17 protein-coding genes are annotated in these 16936 nt (G+C 38.7%); 15 read left to right on the top strand and 2 right to left on the bottom strand.

Annotated features, from left to right (window positions below):
* Nucleotides 1-10: 10 nt before the first annotated feature.
* Entirely contained in the window at nt 11-376 is a 366-nt protein-coding gene (locus HMPREF2988_RS04715; RefSeq protein ID WP_002338839.1) for a DUF488 domain-containing protein, read from the top strand.
* Entirely contained in the window at nt 373-2184 is a 1812-nt protein-coding gene (locus tag HMPREF2988_RS04710; RefSeq protein WP_070770082.1) for an FAD/NAD(P)-binding protein, read from the top strand. Before HMPREF2988_RS04715 ends, HMPREF2988_RS04710 begins: the two co-directional genes overlap by 4 nt.
* Before the next feature lie 62 nt (nt 2185-2246).
* Here HMPREF2988_RS04710 and HMPREF2988_RS04705 read toward each other — a convergent pair whose 3' ends face one another.
* Entirely contained in the window at nt 2247-2414 is a 168-nt protein-coding gene (locus HMPREF2988_RS04705) for a DUF3042 family protein (RefSeq protein WP_002288457.1), read from the bottom strand.
* Between the two features lie 246 nt (nt 2415-2660).
* Between HMPREF2988_RS04705 and galE the strand changes: the two genes are divergently transcribed.
* The 8 genes from galE (at nt 2661) to HMPREF2988_RS04665 (ending at nt 10141) form a co-directional block, all read left to right on the top strand.
* Nucleotides 2661-3650, top strand: coding sequence for a UDP-glucose 4-epimerase GalE (gene galE / locus HMPREF2988_RS04700; RefSeq protein WP_002329353.1), 990 nt, complete (start codon nt 2661-2663; stop codon nt 3648-3650).
* Nucleotides 3651-3661: 11 nt separating this feature from the next.
* A complete protein-coding gene (galT, locus tag HMPREF2988_RS04695; protein WP_002314797.1) occupies nt 3662-5146 on the top strand; it encodes a UDP-glucose--hexose-1-phosphate uridylyltransferase in 1485 nt (494 codons plus the stop codon).
* A gap of 23 nt (nt 5147-5169) precedes the next feature.
* Nucleotides 5170-6150, top strand: a complete 981-nt coding sequence (locus HMPREF2988_RS04690; protein WP_070770081.1) for a LacI family DNA-binding transcriptional regulator — start codon at nt 5170-5172, stop codon at nt 6148-6150.
* Between the two features lie 193 nt (nt 6151-6343).
* Nucleotides 6344-7066: a tRNA (adenosine(37)-N6)-threonylcarbamoyltransferase complex dimerization subunit type 1 TsaB gene (gene tsaB / locus HMPREF2988_RS04685; protein WP_033603063.1), complete on the top strand. Its 723-nt coding sequence runs from the start codon at nt 6344-6346 to the stop codon at nt 7064-7066.
* Nucleotides 7050-7592 carry a ribosomal protein S18-alanine N-acetyltransferase gene (gene rimI, locus HMPREF2988_RS04680; RefSeq protein WP_002329349.1) on the top strand — a complete coding sequence of 181 codons (543 nt, stop codon included), beginning with the start codon at nt 7050-7052 and terminating at the stop codon, nt 7590-7592. Before tsaB ends, rimI (HMPREF2988_RS04680) begins: the two co-directional genes overlap by 17 nt.
* A gap of 6 nt (nt 7593-7598) precedes the next feature.
* Nucleotides 7599-8063: a ribosomal protein S18-alanine N-acetyltransferase gene (rimI, locus tag HMPREF2988_RS04675; protein WP_002308883.1), complete on the top strand. Its 465-nt coding sequence runs from the start codon at nt 7599-7601 to the stop codon at nt 8061-8063.
* A complete protein-coding gene (gene tsaD / locus HMPREF2988_RS04670) occupies nt 8060-9076 on the top strand; it encodes a tRNA (adenosine(37)-N6)-threonylcarbamoyltransferase complex transferase subunit TsaD (RefSeq protein ID WP_002308884.1) in 1017 nt (338 codons plus the stop codon). Before rimI (HMPREF2988_RS04675) ends, tsaD begins: the two co-directional genes overlap by 4 nt.
* Before the next feature lie 375 nt (nt 9077-9451).
* Nucleotides 9452-10141 carry a CpsD/CapB family tyrosine-protein kinase gene (locus HMPREF2988_RS04665; RefSeq protein WP_070770112.1) on the top strand — a complete coding sequence of 230 codons (690 nt, stop codon included), beginning with the start codon at nt 9452-9454 and terminating at the stop codon, nt 10139-10141.
* A 61-nt stretch (nt 10142-10202) separates the two neighbouring features.
* On the opposite strand, the gene HMPREF2988_RS04660 is transcribed toward HMPREF2988_RS04665, so the two are convergent.
* Nucleotides 10203-10904 carry a Crp/Fnr family transcriptional regulator gene (locus HMPREF2988_RS04660; protein WP_002329347.1) on the bottom strand — a complete coding sequence of 234 codons (702 nt, stop codon included), beginning with the start codon at nt 10902-10904 and terminating at the stop codon, nt 10203-10205.
* Between the two features lie 460 nt (nt 10905-11364).
* Here HMPREF2988_RS04660 and arcA point away from each other — a divergent pair, with 460 nt between their 5' ends.
* From arcA to argS, 5 genes are all read left to right on the top strand, one after another.
* Nucleotides 11365-12594, top strand: a complete 1230-nt coding sequence (gene arcA / locus HMPREF2988_RS04655) for an arginine deiminase (RefSeq protein ID WP_002308888.1) — start codon at nt 11365-11367, stop codon at nt 12592-12594.
* A 90-nt stretch (nt 12595-12684) separates the two neighbouring features.
* Nucleotides 12685-13704, top strand: a complete 1020-nt coding sequence (gene argF / locus HMPREF2988_RS04650) for an ornithine carbamoyltransferase (protein ID WP_002288437.1) — start codon at nt 12685-12687, stop codon at nt 13702-13704.
* A 114-nt stretch (nt 13705-13818) separates the two neighbouring features.
* Nucleotides 13819-14766, top strand: coding sequence for a carbamate kinase (gene arcC / locus HMPREF2988_RS04645; RefSeq protein ID WP_002313642.1), 948 nt, complete (start codon nt 13819-13821; stop codon nt 14764-14766).
* Nucleotides 14767-14983: 217 nt separating this feature from the next.
* A complete protein-coding gene (locus tag HMPREF2988_RS13860) occupies nt 14984-15112 on the top strand; it encodes a hypothetical protein (protein ID WP_257243300.1) in 129 nt (42 codons plus the stop codon).
* A 77-nt stretch (nt 15113-15189) separates the two neighbouring features.
* Nucleotides 15190-16881, top strand: coding sequence for an arginine--tRNA ligase (gene argS, locus HMPREF2988_RS04640; RefSeq protein ID WP_002335772.1), 1692 nt, complete (start codon nt 15190-15192; stop codon nt 16879-16881).
* The last annotated feature ends 55 nt before the right edge of the window (nt 16882-16936 follow it).

Genomic DNA, 16936 nt, shown 5'->3' with positions numbered 1-16936 from the left:
GGAAACAACTATGATCAAATTAAAGCGTGTTTACCTTGATGCTGAAGAAGAGGATGGCTTTCGGATACTCGTGGATAGGCTCTGGCCACGAGGGATTTCAAAAGAAAAAGCACACTTAGATCTATGGTTGAAAGAAATTGCGCCTAGTAATGAAGCACGCAAAGCTTTTGACCACGTACCAGAACGTTTTGCTTTATTTGCAAAGAAATATCAGCAAGAATTGTCTTTTGAAGAAGAAAAGACGCGAGCTGTTTCCGAACTCACCCAACTTATGAAAGAACATCCAGTCATTACTTTCGTTTATGGTGCAAAAAACGAGCACCAGAACCATGCCGTTGTGTTAAAAGAATTTATCGAAAAGGAGGTGTACAAATGAAAATAGGGATCATTGGTGCCGGACCTAGAGGATTAAGTGTAGCAGAAAGGATTCTGTATAATAATCAGGGCAGACATTCTCTTGAACTTATTCTTTTTGATCCAGAAGGTCCAGGCGGTCGAGTTTGGCGGTTGAATCAGCCGCCAGAATTATTAATGAACTCTGTTTCTCAACAAGTGACGCTTTTTACAGACGAGACGTTGTCCAGTGGGGGAACGGTAATGCTGGGACCTAATTTGTTTCAATGGAGTAAAGGACCTGCTACAGATTATATCGAACAGACGGTAACCAAAAATAAGCAACTATTTATAGAAGAAATTAACCGTCTGGAAAAAGACCAACAATCTACTCGTTGCCTATACGGGCTTTATCAACGCTGGTTTTTCTCAAAGTTGCAAGAAGAATTTCCAGCTTCTACTCAGCTTGTCTATTCTTTAGTGAAAAAGGTCAGCAAAGAAAAAGACGGTTTTCTTTTACAGGCAGATCAGCAAAGCTATCCTGTCGATCAGCTCATTTTAGCGAGTGGTCATTGGGAAAATGATCAGACAGAAGAGGAAAGAGCCTGGGTAGACTATGCAAAGAAAAATGATTTACTGTATCAGCTTCCTTCTAATCCTGCAGATGTCGATCTTTCAAAGATACCGCCAAAAGAAAATGTCTTTCTAAGAGGGCTTGGTTTAAGCTTTTTTGATTATGTCGGATTGTTTACGGTATCAAGAGGAGGGCGCTTCGAAAACAAAAAGGGAAAACTAGTCTATCATCCATCTGGCAAGGAACCGATTGTATACAGCGGATCAAGAAGAGGTCTGCCTTACTATCCTCGAGGGAGAAATCAAAAGCAAGGCGGAGCAATGGCATGGCCACGGCTACTTACAAAAGAGAACCTTGAGCAATGGCATCGATCGGGACTTTTGACTGGCGAAACATTTTTTGACTATCTGAAAAAAGACGCTGAGTTGTTTTATTACAAGAAAATCATCGAAGAACATCACTTGCCGATTTCAAGGAAAACTTTTGAGCATGATTTTCTTTCCCTCTCTTCAGAAGAGTGTCTTGGAAAGTATCCAGCATTACTTCCATACAAATGGTCTTGGTCGTATCTAGAAACTCCTCTTACCTATCAGGATGAGTCCTTTGCAGAAGCTAGCCGAGTATTTATTGAAGGGCAGATAAAAGAAGCGGAAAAAGGCAATTGCACAGGGGCATTGACTTCGACATTTGATGCATTGAAAGACTGGCGTGATCCAATCCGACAGGCTATTGAATGGCACGTTTTTTCTGCTAAGGAATACAAAGAAATACTGTGGGGATGGTTTACTCATCTAAACAGCTTTTTAACGATTGGTCCGCCAGTTATTCGGACGAAAGAGTTAGCAGCACTGATAGATGCAGGTATTTTTCATTTGATCGAACCGCCACTTGATATTCAGCAAAAGCAAAACCGCTATGTTATTTCTCTACAAGATAAAGAAATCAGCAGTCGCTATTTGATCGAAGCTCGTTTGCCACAAACAAGCTTTTCTCATTCAAGTAATCCTGTCATAAAAAATTTGAAGGAAAATAAACTTGTTCGCCCTTTTTCGTTTTCAGATAATACAGGAAGTTATCATTCAGAAGCTATAGATGTTGAGCGAGGTACGAATCGCGTGATTGATGCTTCCGGGAAAATCCAGTCTGGCTTTTATTGCTATGGAATACCAGTTGAAGGTGTGGATTGGTTAACTGCAGCAGCAGCTAGACCTTATACAGATCCATGGAATTTGAGACAAGCAGATAAAATAGCACAACTTATATTGACTGACAAATAAAAATACGCATGATGACTTATCTGTTCTTTCACAAGTCTTCATGCGTATTTTTTAAATAATTATTAACGAGAAACGCGTTTGCGCATTGCTTTTTTACGATTTTCTTCGATCATTGCTTCTTTTTCGTCAATCGGATCGATCACTGTTTTTTTCACAGAAGCGACCAAACCAGCAACGGCAGCGGCTGTTGCCAAGCTACCTACTAATATTCCAGATACAAATTTTTTCATTGAATCCACCTCATTTATTATTTGTTATATCTATTATGGAACAAAAGAGAAAAAAAGGCTAGTTTTACGTTTGTTTGTAAACCTTTGCAAAAAATCCTTGAAAATGTTTACTAAATGTTTTATTATAAATTTACCAGATAAATTTACGAAATTTTACTTTCTTCTTTTCTACCATAAAGTAGACTTCGTTTTTTAAATTATATAGAATCAACAAACACAATTTCACTAATCAAAGGAGTGTTTTTTATGACAATTTTAGTACTAGGCGGAGCCGGTTATATCGGTTCGCACGCTGTAGACCAGCTAGTTCAAAAGGGGTATCAAGTCGCTGTGGTAGATAATTTACTCACAGGTCACAAACAAGCAGTACATCCAGATGCTCATTTTTATGAAGGAGATATTCGGGATAAAGAATTTCTACGTTCCGTATTTGAAAAGGAACCGATTGAAGGAGTAATCCATTTTGCTGCAAGCTCTTTAGTAGGAGAATCTGTCGAAAAACCATTGATGTATTTTAACAACAATGTATACGGTATGCAAATCTTGCTTGAAGTCATGCACGAGTTCAACGTGAATAAAATCGTATTCTCTTCTACTGCAGCAACTTATGGAGAGCCGAAAGAGTCTCCAATCACGGAAAATACACCAACTAATCCTAAAAATCCGTATGGTGAAAGCAAATTGATGATGGAAAAAATGATGAAGTGGTGTGATCAAGCGTATGGCATGCGCTATGTCGCTTTGCGCTACTTCAATGTAGCCGGAGCAAAAGCAGATGCATCTATCGGAGAAGATCATACACCAGAAACGCATCTTGTCCCAATCATTTTACAAGTAGCTCTTGGTCAAAGAAAAGCATTGGCTGTTTATGGAGACGATTACGATACACCAGACGGAACATGTATTAGAGATTATGTTCAAGTAGAAGACTTGATTGCCGCACATATTTTAGCTTTGGAATACTTGAAAGAAGGAAACGAAAGCAACTTCTTCAATTTAGGCAGTAATAAAGGGTACTCGGTCAAGGAAATGTTAGAAGCAGCGAGAGAAGTGACAGGGAAAGAAATCCCGGCAGAAATAGCACCAAGAAGAGCTGGAGATCCTAGCCGATTAGTCGCTTCAAGTGAAAAAGCGAGAGAGATTCTGGGCTGGAAACCTGAATACACAGATATCAAAGAAATTATCAAAACAGCATGGGATTGGCATGTCAGCCATCCAAATGGTTATGAAGAATAGGGGAATGAGATATGTCAATCAGTCAAACGATTTGTGATTTTGCCACACTTGCGATCGAAGCTGGCGGATGGATGGAAATGGACCGCTTATATTTACAGAATCGTCTTTTAGGGATGGTAGGAGAAGACGCTCTAGAAAGCGTCGAAGTAAGACCAGTTAAGGAAGAATCAGTAGACTTATTGGATCAGCTTGTCGCTAAGGCAAGAGAAAATGGTGTTCTTTCAGAATTACCAGCAGAACAAGAGATTTTTGAAGCACAATTGATGGATTTTCTTACACCGCCGCCTTCCGTTGTCAATGCATTCTTTGCACAGCATTATTCGAAAAGTCCAGAGGAAGCAACTGATTATTTCTTTGATTTAAGTAAGAAAAATGATTACATCAAAACAAGAGCCATCGCTAAAAATATCAAATTTCCAGCAGAGTCAGCATATGGTGAATTGGAAATCACGATCAATTTATCTAAACCAGAAAAAGATCCAAAACAAATTGCGGCAGAACGCGAGGCAGCCAAAGTAGATTATCCTACATGTATGCTGTGCATGGAAAATGAAGGATATAGAGGACGCTTGAATTATCCAGCCCGCACCAATCATCGAATCATTCGAATGAATCTAGATGGTGAAAGCTGGGGATTCCAATATTCTCCTTATGCTTATTACAATGAGCATTCGATCATTTTATCAGAGCAGCACCGTCCAATGAAAATTTCAAAGGAAACATTTGTTAGACTGCTTCGGATTACTGAAGTCTTGCCTCATTACTTTGTTGGTTCAAATGCTGACTTGCCGATTGTTGGAGGATCGATTCTTTCTCATGATCATTATCAGGCAGGACGTCATGAATTTCCTATGGCAAAAGCACCGATAGAAAAACTCATCAAATTAGCAGATTATCCGCAAGTCATCGCAGGAGTTGTGAAATGGCCGATGTCTGTGATCCGTTTGCAATCAACAGATAAAGAGTTGCTGATTGAAGCAGCTAATTCAGTGTTGGAAAAGTGGAAAGGATATTCGGATGAAACTGTAGAAATCCGGGCTTTTTCAGCAGATGGTACACCACACCACACGATTACGCCAATTGCACGAAGAAGGGACAATTATTTTGAGCTGGATCTTGTCCTTCGAGACAATAATGTTTCAGATGAGCATCCTGATGGTATTTTTCATCCGCATAAAGATGTCCAACATATCAAGAAAGAGAACATTGGATTGATCGAAGTAATGGGACTTGCTGTTTTACCACCTCGTTTGAAATCGGAACTAGCAGAAGTAGAGCGGTTCTTATTGGGAGAAGAGAACCAGATGGCTGAATATCATCGTCCATGGGCAGAACAGTTGAAAAAAGAGCATCCTGATTTGACGAAAGACGCGGTCACTGATGTTGTACAAAAAGCTGTAGGTCAGGTTTTTGCTCGTGTCCTAGAAGATGCCGGGGTGTTCAAGCGAGATGAAAAAGGACAAGCAGCGTTTGAACGGTTTACTGCGATTTTATAAACGGAAAAAAGGAGGAGAGACAAATGGCAACAATTAAAGACATTGCTCAGTTGGCAGGAGTTTCTCCTGCTACTGTTTCAAGAGTGCTCAACTACGATCCTGAACTTTCCGTCGGCTTAGCCACAAAGCAAAAAATTTTTGAAGCAGCGGAACGCTTGAATTATACGAAGCACCGCAAAAATGCAGCAAATGCTAAGCAAACCCTTCGTCTGATCCAATGGTACGATGATACAGAAGAACTTGAAGATCTTTATTATTTGTCTATTCGTTTAGGAATCGAAAAAAAGGCAGAAGAAGCAAACATTACTTTGTTGAAAGAAACGTGGGATTCCATTAGTGAGCTTCCAGCAGATGGAACGATCGCATTAGGGAAATTCGATGAAGCTCAGCTGTTGGATTTGAAACAATCCCAACAAGCCTTGCTTCTGGTAGATTCTGATGGCACTTCTCAAGGAATCGATTCTATAGTTGTCGATTTTAAGTCGAGTGTTCAAAAAGTCATTGAGCACTTTGTTTCCCAGAATGCACAACATATCGCTATGCTTGCTGGAACAGAATATACAAAGAAAAACCATCAGCGACTAAGGGATCCTAGAATCATGGCATTCCAACAAGTTTTAGCAGAAAAAGGCTACGACGAAGGTTCAATTATCGAAGCAGATTTTTCTGTCGAGTCAGGCTATCAAGCGGTTAAAAAATATTTAAAAACAAACGAGCAGATTCCTGACGCACTTTTTGCGGCTAATGATGCATTAGCGATTGGCGCGCTGAAAGCGATTCAAGAAACAGGTTTAGCGGTGCCAGAAGATATTTCCGTGATGGGTTTCAACGATGTCAGTGTAGCGAAATATGTAACACCCTCTCTTTCTACTGTGAAAGTTTATACGGAATGGATGGGAGAGCTAGCAGTGGAGACGATCCTTCAACTAAGTAGTTCCAAAGCACCAGTTTCAAGAAAAATCATTGTGGAAACAGAGTTGATTGTTCGAGAGTCGACGAAATAAAAAAAGAAAAAGTTGTGGTAAAGTGTCGTGATACCGCAACTTTTTTTGTGTATGTAAGGAAGAAACTAGATTTGCCGGTCAGCAGATAATCATGTATCATTGTACTAGTTTTGCCTTTGATATTTTCATCATTGGAATAAAAAAGTATGCTACAATGGAAGGCGAGAATGTTATAGCAGAAAGGATCAAATATATGATTACATTAGGAATAGATACTGCAAATCAAACTTTGGCGATCGGTGTGGTGGAAGATAAACAAATTCTTGGGCAAATACAGACAAATATCAAACGCAACCACAGTGTGACGCTGATGCCTGCCATTGACCAATTGTTTGCAGATCTTCAAATGAGTCCCCAAGACATTGACCGAATCGCGGTTTCTGATGGTCCTGGTTCTTATACCGGACTTCGTATAGGTGTAACGACAGCAAAAACGATTGCTTATACACTAGATAAAGATCTAATAGGAGTATCTAGCCTGAAAGCCATCGCGGCTAATTGTGTCGGGGTGAATAAAATGATTGTGCCCATGTTTGATGCTCGAAGAAAAAATGTCTATGCTGGGGCATACCGCTGGAAAGAAAATAGATTAGAAACTGTACTTGAAGATGTACATATTGCTGCTTCTGATTTGTTTGCACAACTACAAGAGCTGAATGAAGCTATTTATTTTGTTGGGAGTGATTGTCATAAATTCATCTCTGAAATAAAAGAAATGCTACCTGATGCGATGATTAATACAGTTCCAGCATGGGATATCCCAAGTGGTGTGACTGTGGCTCAATTAGGTGCGTTGGATGAACCAGTTGCAGATAAACAAGCTTTTCTCCCTCGTTATTTAAAACGAGTAGAAGCTGAAGAGAAATGGTTAGAGACGCACACGCCTGGAGACGAAAGCTATGTTGAAAAAATTTAAAGCATATGCTAGAAGCCTTTTTCAAGATAAAATGATCTATGCAGAAAAAACAATCGAACAAATCGATCGTCGCTATATACTAAGAGAATTGACTACAGAAGATATCAAAGAGCTGTTGGATGTCGAACGAGAAGTCTATAATGGCGAATTGCCATGGACCAAAAGTGCCTTTATGTCAGAATTGAAGTCACCACTTCCTCATCTATATTTAGGGATCTTTGATAATGGAAGAATGATCGGGTTTGTCGGTTCAAGGGCGTTCGGTTTAGATTGTCATATCACGAATATTGCTGTTCGACCGGCATATCAGCGTAAACGAATCGGTTCGCTGCTTATTGACGAAATCGAGAACTTTGCTATAATGAATCGCTGTGAGACGATGTCATTGGAAGTACGCATGAGTAATCAGGATGCGCAAAGACTTTATCGGAAATTAGGGTTTCAAGCAACGACGATCAAAAAAAGATATTACACTGAAACAAAAGAAGATGCGTTAGATATGATAAAAATTTTAGAAAATGAGTGAGATTAGTTGATTTGCAGAAAAAAAGATTTTGATGAAGCATATTTGGCAGAATGCGTATGGGCAATTAGCGAAAATGCTTATCCATATGGCTCACCTTGGACGAAGATGCAGTTTTTGACAGATATCCAACAGCCCCACACAGATTATCTTCTTTTAGTTGAAGATAATCAGATCTGTGGTTTTGTCGGGTATTCGAAAGTAATGGATGAAGTCGAAATCACGAATATCGCTGTTGCAGTTTCAGAACAAGGAAAAGGCTATGCACGGCATTTGCTACATCTGCTGATTGCGGAACAAATAAAAGATTCGCTGCATGTTTTTTTAGAAGTACGTCTGTCTAATGAAGCAGCAAGAAAACTTTATGAATCAGAAAAGTTCCGTATATTAGGTAAACGGAAATCATATTATCGCAATCCGACAGAAGATGCGATTATTATGAGCAGAAAGTTAAAAACGGAGACGATGAAATGAATGAAGAATTGATTCTGGCAATTGAATCAAGTTGTGATGAAACGAGTGTAGCGGTCGTTAGAAATGGAACAGAGATCTTATCTAACATCGTTGCTTCCCAAATAAACAGTCATAAACGTTTTGGCGGAGTGGTGCCTGAAGTAGCTAGCCGCCATCATGTAGAACAAATAACCTTATGCTTGGAAGATGCACTGGTAGAAGCTGGTGTATCGGCAGAAGATTTATCGGCAGTCGCTGTCACTTATGGGCCTGGACTCGTCGGCTCTTTGTTGATTGGTATTTCTGCAGCTAAGGCTTTTGCTTGGGCACACCAATTGCCGCTGATTCCTGTGAACCATATGGCAGGTCATATTTATGCCGCACGTCTGGTCAAACCATTCCAGTTTCCATTGATGGCACTTCTTGTTAGCGGAGGACATACAGAATTAGTCTATATGCAAGAAGATGGATCATATGAAATCATTGGGGAGACAAGAGACGATGCAGCAGGAGAAGCTTATGACAAAGTTGGAAGAGTCTTAGGTCTTTCTTATCCAAGCGGAAAAGAAATCGATCAGCTAGCTCATCAAGGAAAAGATAATTATCATTTTCCACGAGCAATGATCCATGAAGATAATTATGATTTCAGTTTTAGTGGATTAAAAAGTGCATTTATCAATTTGGTGCATAATGCACAACAGCGTGGAGAAGATCTAGACAAAAATGATTTAGCAGCTAGCTTTCAAGCAAGTGTGATCGATGTATTGATTACTAAAACACTTCGAGCTTGTCAAAATTATCCAGTCAAGCAACTGGTTGTAGCTGGAGGTGTAGCGGCCAATCAAGGGTTGCGTGAAGGATTGCAAGCTGCTCTGTCAGCTAAACTCCCTGAAGTAGAATTAGTGATTCCGCCTCTGAGACTTTGTGGAGATAATGCTGCAATGATTGGAGCAGCAGCACATGTGGAAATGCAAAAAAGAAATTTTGCCAGCTATCAGTTGAATGCTGATCCAAGCTTGGTTTTATCTGAATAAATGAAAGAGAGTGTGAAAAAGCTGCCTTGCATCAAGTTATAAGAACAGCAAAGAAAAAACAGCTTCACATGTTTTTGACTTGGTTGAACTTATTACCGTAGATGCAAGCTTTTGAACACTATTTATTGTAATAAGGGTTGTGACAGATTTTTGTCACAACCCTATTTTTTGCCTATTTTTAATTGAATGTGTTATTTAAATTTATGAGATAACTTGTTTTAAAAATGTTTTATGCTGATATCTGTAATAAAAAATAGTTATTATATAAATTGTGTTCGTTTTTTTCCTGTGCTATGATTAATTCAATAAATCATAGGATTTATTCGTGTACATAGAAAGTCTGAATATAAAATGAAAAAAGAAAGTAGAGAGAATATGAAGAAAAAGAAAATAGCTGCCTCTCCGGTTCCTTTAGTTGCACTAGCTGATCAATCGATTACTGCCGAGAAATATCGAACGATCCGGTCCAATATCCAGTTTGCAGCGATTGATCGTGAATTGAATACATTGGTCATCACTTCTTCCGGCCCAGATGAAGGGAAATCTATTACTGCCGCTAATCTAGCAGTAGTTTTTGCAAATAGTGGAAAACAGGTCTTACTTGTAGATGCCGATTTGAGGAAACCAACTGTAGCATTGTCTTTTCAATTGCCGCATAATGAAGGATTGAGTAATTTACTTAGTGAGCGTGAACGGATAGCGGACGATTACATAACTGAAACACATATAGAAAATCTTTGGATCTTGCCCATTGGCCCAAAGCCGCCCAACCCTTCGGAAGTTTTAGGGACGAAAAGAATGGAAGAGATAATAGAGGAACTGATACTTGACTTTGATCTGGTCATCTTTGATATGCCTCCGGTAGCGACTGTAACGGATGCTCAAATCCTTGCAGCAAAAACGGATGGAACGCTACTTGTTGTCAGAGAAAGAAAGACAAAGAAACAAGAGTTGTTAAAAGCGAAAGAACTGTTGCAGATTGCAAAAGCAAATATATTAGGTGTAGTTTACAATGGAACAAAAAAAGAGAGTGATCTCACTTATTATTACCAATCATTTGAATAGACGAAACAAAAAGAAACAGCGCCCCCGATAAATATCAGGATCGCTGTTTCTTTTTGTCGCGTTATTCTCTCAAAGCTGGAGTAGTAGCGGTCTTACAGAAAGTAAAATGCTTTTTGTGATAATCTAACAGTCCTGAATCACGTAGTTGTTTGATTACTTGTCCAGCAGTTTCACGTGTCGTACCGCTATTCACTGCTAATTCTTTTAAGGTAATTGGATAAGGAATGGTGATATGGCCGTCTTCTGTTGGTACGCCAAGTTCTTCTTTCAAAATGAATAGATTTTGTTTCACTCGATCAAAAGCACTGGAGGTTAATCCAATTTGGATACGTAACTCATGTATTTCGACTACTTTAGAAATTTTTTGGATCATATAGATCAGTTGTTCAGGATTTTTTCGTGCTAATTTTTCATAGTAGGAAACAGGAAGATAGAAAGTTTCGATATCAGTCATCGCTTGAGCTGTATAAGTGTAGGTCTCTTCTCCAAACATTCCTGACATAGGAAAAAGGTTATTGGTAGTCACGTAATCATAATAATAATAGGTGGCACTTTCATCGTAACGTTCTAAACGAACAAGTCCTTTGGTCAAGATATATAACCGTTGTCTAGGATCTCCATCATCAAAAAGGATTTGTCCTTTCTTATAGGAACGAAGAACAGTATGTTCCTTGATCTGTTGGAACTCTTCATCCGAGAAATGTTCAAAATCAGGTTGATATCTGAGTTTTGAAAAGTGAAAATCGATTTTATTAACACGCATTAAAAAGTCCTCTCCTTATTGTTCACTATAGTTATTGTTACTTTTTTTAAAGAATTTGTAAAGTTTTAACACATCTGGATTAAACATAAGTTTTAATACTTTACAAATAAAATTTGTTATTATGTAAAAAATATACATCTACATTGAATAATTTATTTTGAAGATAAGTATTTGTGTATAAAAAACAATAATAATACATATAGCAAACGCTAACAATGTTAGTATAGTTTATTTTTTTGATTTATTCAAAAAAATTTTTTAGATGAATAAATATTTTTTTGGAAGTGTATACAGAATAAAAAATGAATAAATTACGCTTAAAATTAGAAAAACGTTTAATTATTTAATTATCGAATATTAATGTGAGGGATGTCTCATTTTGAATGAGACAAAATTATGAAAGTGATTACAAAAGGAGGCTATCCTATACATGTAATCAAAAAGAAGGAGGCAACACAACATGGATAAACCTATTCACGTTTTCTCTGAAATAGGGAAATTAAAGACAGTTTTACTGAAACGGCCTGGACAAGAAGTGGAAAATTTGACACCAGATATCATGGATCGTCTGTTGTTCGATGATATTCCATATCTTCCGATTGCTCAAGAAGAGCATGACAACTTTGCAAAGACCTTGCAAAACGAAGGCGTCGAAACTCTTTACTTGGAAAAATTAGCAGCAGAAGCGATTGACGCAGGCAACGTCAAAGAACAATTCTTGAATAAAATGTTGGATGAATCTCATATCGCATCGAATGCAGTAAGAGATGGTCTTCATGAGTTCCTTCTATCAATGGAAACACAAGAAATGGTAGATAAAATCATGGCTGGGGTTCGTACAAAAGATATCGAAGTACGTTCTAGCAGCTTGTATGATCTTTCTGCAGACGACGACTATCCATTTTACATGGACCCAATGCCAAACTTGTACTTTACACGCGACCCTTCCGCATCAATGGGAAATGGAATGACCGTCAATAAGATGACTTTTGAAGCACGTCGTCGTGAATCGATGTTTACAGAATATATTTTGAAACATCATCCAAGATTTGCCAATAAAGGGATTGAAGTATGGTTGGATCGTGAAAATCCAGATCATATCGAAGGTGGAGACGAATTAATCTTAAGCGACAAAGTAGTAGCAGTTGGGATTTCTCAACGAACTAATGCAAAAGCTTTAGAAAAATTAGCACGCCATCTATTCGCAAAAAATTCAGGATTTGAAAAAGTATTAGCAATCAAAATCCCGAACAACCGTGCAATGATGCATCTGGACACCGTATTCACAATGGTAGATCATGACAAATTCACTATCCATCCAGCAATCCAAAGTAAAGACGGTAAGATGGATGTCTTTACGATCGAACCCGATGGTGATGATATCAAGATCACTCATTCAGATAACTTACACGAAACGATGAAAGCTGCTCTTGGATTAGATGATCTTGTATTGATTCCAACTGGTAATGGGGATGAGATCGTTGCCCCTAGAGAACAATGGAATGACGGATCCAATACATTGGCAATCGCTCCAGGTGTCGTAGTCACTTACAATCGGAATTACGTATCGAACGAATTGCTTCGTAGCTATGGTATCAAAGTGTTGGAAATCAATTCTAGTGAATTGTCACGAGGTCGTGGCGGTCCACGTTGTATGAGCCAACCACTTGTCCGTGAAGACTTGAAGTAGTTTATAACCTGACGACAGTCTTACTGTCAGCTGTCGTCAGGATTTCCTCTTTAATCTTAAATAAAAACAATCTAAAGGAGAATGTTTAATATGAAAGAATCAGTATTCCAAGGAAGAAGTTTATTAGCAGAAAAAGATTTTACAAAAGAAGAGTTACAATATTTGATCGATTTTTCAGAACACTTGAAAGACTTGAAAAAACGTGGGATCCCACATCACTATCTAGAAGGAAAAAATATCGCACTTTTATTTGAAAAAACATCTACACGTACTCGTTCTGCATTTACCACTGCAGCAATCGATCTAGGCGCACATCCTGAATACCTAGGTGCAAATGACATCCAATTAGGTAAAAAAGAATCAACAGAAGATACAGCTAAAGTGTTAGGTCGTATGTTTGACGGAATCGAATTCCGTGGATTCAGTCAAAAAATGGTAGAGGAACTAGCAGAATTCTCTGGCGTTCCAGTTTGGAATGGCTTGACTGACGAATGGCATCCAACACAAATGATCGCTGACTTTTTAACTATCCAAGAAAACTTTGGAACTGTAGAAGGTATCACTGTTGCATACTGTGGAGATGGTCGAAACAATATGGCTAACTCTTTATTAGTAACAGGTGCAATTTTGGGAGCAAACATGCGTATCGTTGCACCAAAAGAATTACAACCTGAAGAAGAAATCGTCAAAATGGCAGAAGGTTTTGCTGAAAAATCAGGGGCACAATTGATGATTACCGACGATGTTGATAAAGGTGTAGACGGAGCAGACGTGCTTTATTCTGATGTATGGGTATCAATGGGTGAAGAAGATAAATTTGAAGAACGGATCAAATTGTTGAAACCTTACCAAATCAATATGGAAATGGTAGAAAAAACACACAATACAGATCGTTTGATCTTCTTGCACTGCTTACCAGCTTTCCATGATACAAACACTGTTTACGGTGAACAAATGAAAGAACGCTTTGGCATCACTGAAATGGAAGTAACAGATGAAGTCTTCCGCAGCAAATATGCTCGTCAATTTGACCAAGCAGAAAATCGTATGCATTCAATCAAAGCGATCATGGCAGCAACATTAGGTAACTTGTTTATCCCTCGCGTTTAAGCATAACCACATTCATCTCACGAAAAAACGAGTCAGCATTGAGGGAAAATCACAAAACGCTGGCTCGTTTTGTTATCTAGAAAATTCAGGAGAACTGAAGAAAGGACGAATGAAATGGCCAAACGAAAAGTAGTTGTCGCTTTAGGAGGCAATGCCATCTTGTCTACGGATGCAAGTGCAAAAGCCCAACAAGAAGCGTTAATGGAAACAGCAAAGTATTTAGTGAAATTTATCGAACAAGGAGATGAACTAATCATCTCTCACGGAAATGGTCCGCAAGTCGGCAACCTATTGATTCAGCAGCAAGCTGCTGATTCTGAGAAAACACCAGCAATGCCTTTAGATACATGTGTCGCAATGACGGAAGGGTCAATCGGCTACTGGCTCCAAAACGCGATGGGTGAAGTACTGAAGGAAAAAGGAATCGATAAAGATGTAGTTTCTTTAGTCACTCAAGTTATTGTGGATGAAAATGATCCTTCCTTCAAAAATCCAAGTAAACCAGTCGGCCCATTCTACACGGAAGAAGAAGCGAAAGAACAAATGAATGCTGATTCTACTGTGACATTCAAAGAAGACGCTGGACGTGGATGGAGAAAAGTAGTCGCTTCCCCTAAACCAATCTCGATCAAAGAAGCACGTGTCATCGAAACGCTAGTCGAACAAGGAGTTATCACGGTGTCTGTCGGCGGTGGCGGGATTCCTGTTGTAGAAACAGCGACCGGATTAGAAGGGCGAGAAGCCGTGATCGATAAAGATTTTGCTTCAGAAAAATTAGCCGAAATCATCGACGCGGATTTGCTGATCGTTTTGACAGGTGTAGACAATGTGTATGTCAATTACCAAAAACCGGATCAAAAGAAACTAGAAACTGTTACTGTTTCAGAAATGAAACAATACATTGATGAAAAACAGTTCGCTCCAGGAAGCATGCTTCCGAAAGTAGAAGCAGCCATTGCATTTGTTGAAGCAAAACCGAACGCTAAGGCAATCATCACTTCTTTAGAAAATATCGAAAATCTTTTAGCTTCTGAAGAAGGAACGATTATCGTAGCTGATTAATTTGTTAAGTCTTTCGTATTTACGAAATGATTTATAACTATCCAGGTGGTATTTCTTCTCCTTTAGGCCATCTGGATTGTTTTTTTTATTAGAAACGACTAGCCTTTCGTTTTTTTTTCTGATATAATTCAAGAAAGTTTAATAAGATTAAGATTTGTTGAACAAGAGAGTACTTGTATCATTCTTGGCTAGCGAATTCGGAAGTGGTGGAAGCCGAATGAAGGAGATACAACGAAGCGCACTTGGAGAATTCTGTTTTAAACAGACGGTCGTCTACCGATATCAGATGGAGCTGGTCTTTTTTTTAGGACAATTGGAGTGGTACCGCGGGAAATCTCGTCTCTAATGATGGCATACTAAGTATGTCGTCATTAGAGATTTTTTTTGTTGAACAAATAAGAGAGTATTTTAGGAGGAATAAAGATGAATAATAAAGATCTTGTCGCAAAAGCCGTCTATGACATTGTCAAAGACGATTTGACACTTGAACAAGTCGAACAATTACTAGAAAATCCAAAATCAGCCGAACACGGGGATGTGGCATTTCCAGCCTTTTCATTAGCAAAAGTTTACCGAAAAGCGCCACAGCAAATCGCTGCAGATTTAGCAGAAAAAATCGACTCTGCCAACTTTGAAAAAATCGAAGTGGTTGGACCTTACTTGAACTTTTTCATGAATAAAGAACTTATCAGCAAAAAAGTTTTGCAAACAGTAGTGAAAGAAAAAGAACATTATGGAGACAGCAATATCGGGAATCAAGGAACCGTACCGATCGATATGTCTTCTCCAAATATTGCAAAACCAATCTCAATGGGACATTTACGTTCGACAGTTATCGGTAATTCGATTGGCTTCATTATGGAAAAAATCGGATACCAGCCAATCCGCATCAATCATTTAGGTGACTGGGGCACGCAATTCGGAAAACTGATTGTTGCTTACAAAAAATGGGGTTCAGAAGAAGCGGTCAAAGCAGAGCCAATCAATGAACTGCTTCGTTTGTATGTCCAATTCCATGAAGTAGCTGAAACAGAACCGGAATTAAATGAAGAAGCTCGTGCTTGGTTCAAACGTCTAGAAGAAGGCGATGAAGAAGCTATCCAATTGTGGCAATGGTTCCGTGATGAATCGATGAAAGAATTCAACAAAATCTATGATCTACTGGAAGTACAGTTTGATTCATTGAACGGTGAAGCTTTTTATAATGACAAAATGGATGAAATCGTCGAACTTTTAGAAGAAAAACATTTGCTGAACGAAGATAAAGGTGCGGAGATCGTTGACCTTTCTGCTTACGACTTGAATCCAGCATTAATCAAGAAATCAGATGGCGCGACACTATACATCACACGTGACTTAGCTGCCGCATTGTATCGTAAACGTACCTATGACTTCAAACAATCTCTATATGTAGTAGGGAATGAACAAAGTTATCATTTCAAACAATTGAAAGCTGTCTTGAAGGAAATGGGCTTTGACTGGTCTGACGACATGCACCATATCCCATTTGGTTTGATCACACAAGGTGGTAAAAAATTATCAACTCGTAAAGGAAAAATCGTCTTACTAGAAGAAGTATTGAATGAAGCAATCCAATCTGCTAAAGAGCAGATCAGCGAGAAAAACCCTGATTTAGAAAACAAAGATGTTGTAGCTAAACAAGTAGGGGTTGGGGCAGTCATCTTCCATGATTTGAAAAACGATCGTCTCAATACATTTGACTTCAACTTAGAAGAAGTTGTTCGTTTTGAAGGAGAAACTGGACCTTATGTGCAATATACACATGCTCGTGCAGTCAGTCTGTTGGAAAAAGCAGGATTCGTCCCTTCAGAAACAGCAGACTATGCGTTGAATGACGATATCAGCTGGGAAGTAGTCAAATTGGTTCAAAAATATCCTGAAACAGTCTTATCCGCTGGGGAAAAATATGAACCTTCAGTGATTGCGAAACATGCAATCAAATTAGCACAGGCATTCAACAAATACTATGCTCATACGAAGATTTTAGCTGACGATGAACAAAAAGAAGCACGCTTAGCTTTAGTGTATGCAGTGACTGTATTATTGAAAGAAGATCTTCGTTTGCTAGGACTTCATGCACCAGATAAGATGTAAGAAAAAAAGAATGTGAAATCAGTGCTCAGCTCCGAGTCACAAGGAACAATTTCAA

The organism is Enterococcus sp. HMSC061C05, from assembly GCF_001814765.1.
Taxonomy (GTDB): Bacteria; Bacillota; Bacilli; order Lactobacillales; family Enterococcaceae; genus Enterococcus_B; species Enterococcus_B lactis.
Note: the sequence above shows the minus strand (reverse complement) of the source record. Positions and strands in the feature narration are given on the sequence as shown.

What these genes read in the sequence shown, in the direction of transcription:
- galT (WP_002314797.1), top strand. Translation starts at nt 3,662, where the DNA reads ATGTCAATCAGTCAAACGATTTGTGATTTTGCCACACTTGCGATCGAA.
- HMPREF2988_RS04660 (WP_002329347.1), bottom strand. Translation starts at nt 10,904, where the DNA reads ATGCGTGTTAATAAAATCGATTTTCACTTTTCAAAACTCAGATATCAA.
- arcA (WP_002308888.1), top strand. Translation starts at nt 11,365, where the DNA reads ATGGATAAACCTATTCACGTTTTCTCTGAAATAGGGAAATTAAAGACA.
- tsaD (WP_002308884.1), top strand. Translation starts at nt 8,060, where the DNA reads ATGAATGAAGAATTGATTCTGGCAATTGAATCAAGTTGTGATGAAACG.
- galE (WP_002329353.1), top strand. Translation starts at nt 2,661, where the DNA reads ATGACAATTTTAGTACTAGGCGGAGCCGGTTATATCGGTTCGCACGCT.
- argS (WP_002335772.1), top strand. Translation starts at nt 15,190, where the DNA reads ATGAATAATAAAGATCTTGTCGCAAAAGCCGTCTATGACATTGTCAAA.
- HMPREF2988_RS13860 (WP_257243300.1), top strand. Translation starts at nt 14,984, where the DNA reads ATGAAGGAGATACAACGAAGCGCACTTGGAGAATTCTGTTTTAAACAG.
- HMPREF2988_RS04715 (WP_002338839.1), top strand. Translation starts at nt 11, where the DNA reads ATGATCAAATTAAAGCGTGTTTACCTTGATGCTGAAGAAGAGGATGGC.
- rimI (WP_002329349.1), top strand. Translation starts at nt 7,050, where the DNA reads ATGTTGAAAAAATTTAAAGCATATGCTAGAAGCCTTTTTCAAGATAAA.
- HMPREF2988_RS04705 (WP_002288457.1), bottom strand. Translation starts at nt 2,414, where the DNA reads ATGAAAAAATTTGTATCTGGAATATTAGTAGGTAGCTTGGCAACAGCC.
- argF (WP_002288437.1), top strand. Translation starts at nt 12,685, where the DNA reads ATGAAAGAATCAGTATTCCAAGGAAGAAGTTTATTAGCAGAAAAAGAT.
- HMPREF2988_RS04710 (WP_070770082.1), top strand. Translation starts at nt 373, where the DNA reads ATGAAAATAGGGATCATTGGTGCCGGACCTAGAGGATTAAGTGTAGCA.
- HMPREF2988_RS04665 (WP_070770112.1), top strand. Translation starts at nt 9,452, where the DNA reads ATGAAGAAAAAGAAAATAGCTGCCTCTCCGGTTCCTTTAGTTGCACTA.
- HMPREF2988_RS04690 (WP_070770081.1), top strand. Translation starts at nt 5,170, where the DNA reads ATGGCAACAATTAAAGACATTGCTCAGTTGGCAGGAGTTTCTCCTGCT.
- arcC (WP_002313642.1), top strand. Translation starts at nt 13,819, where the DNA reads ATGGCCAAACGAAAAGTAGTTGTCGCTTTAGGAGGCAATGCCATCTTG.
- tsaB (WP_033603063.1), top strand. Translation starts at nt 6,344, where the DNA reads ATGATTACATTAGGAATAGATACTGCAAATCAAACTTTGGCGATCGGT.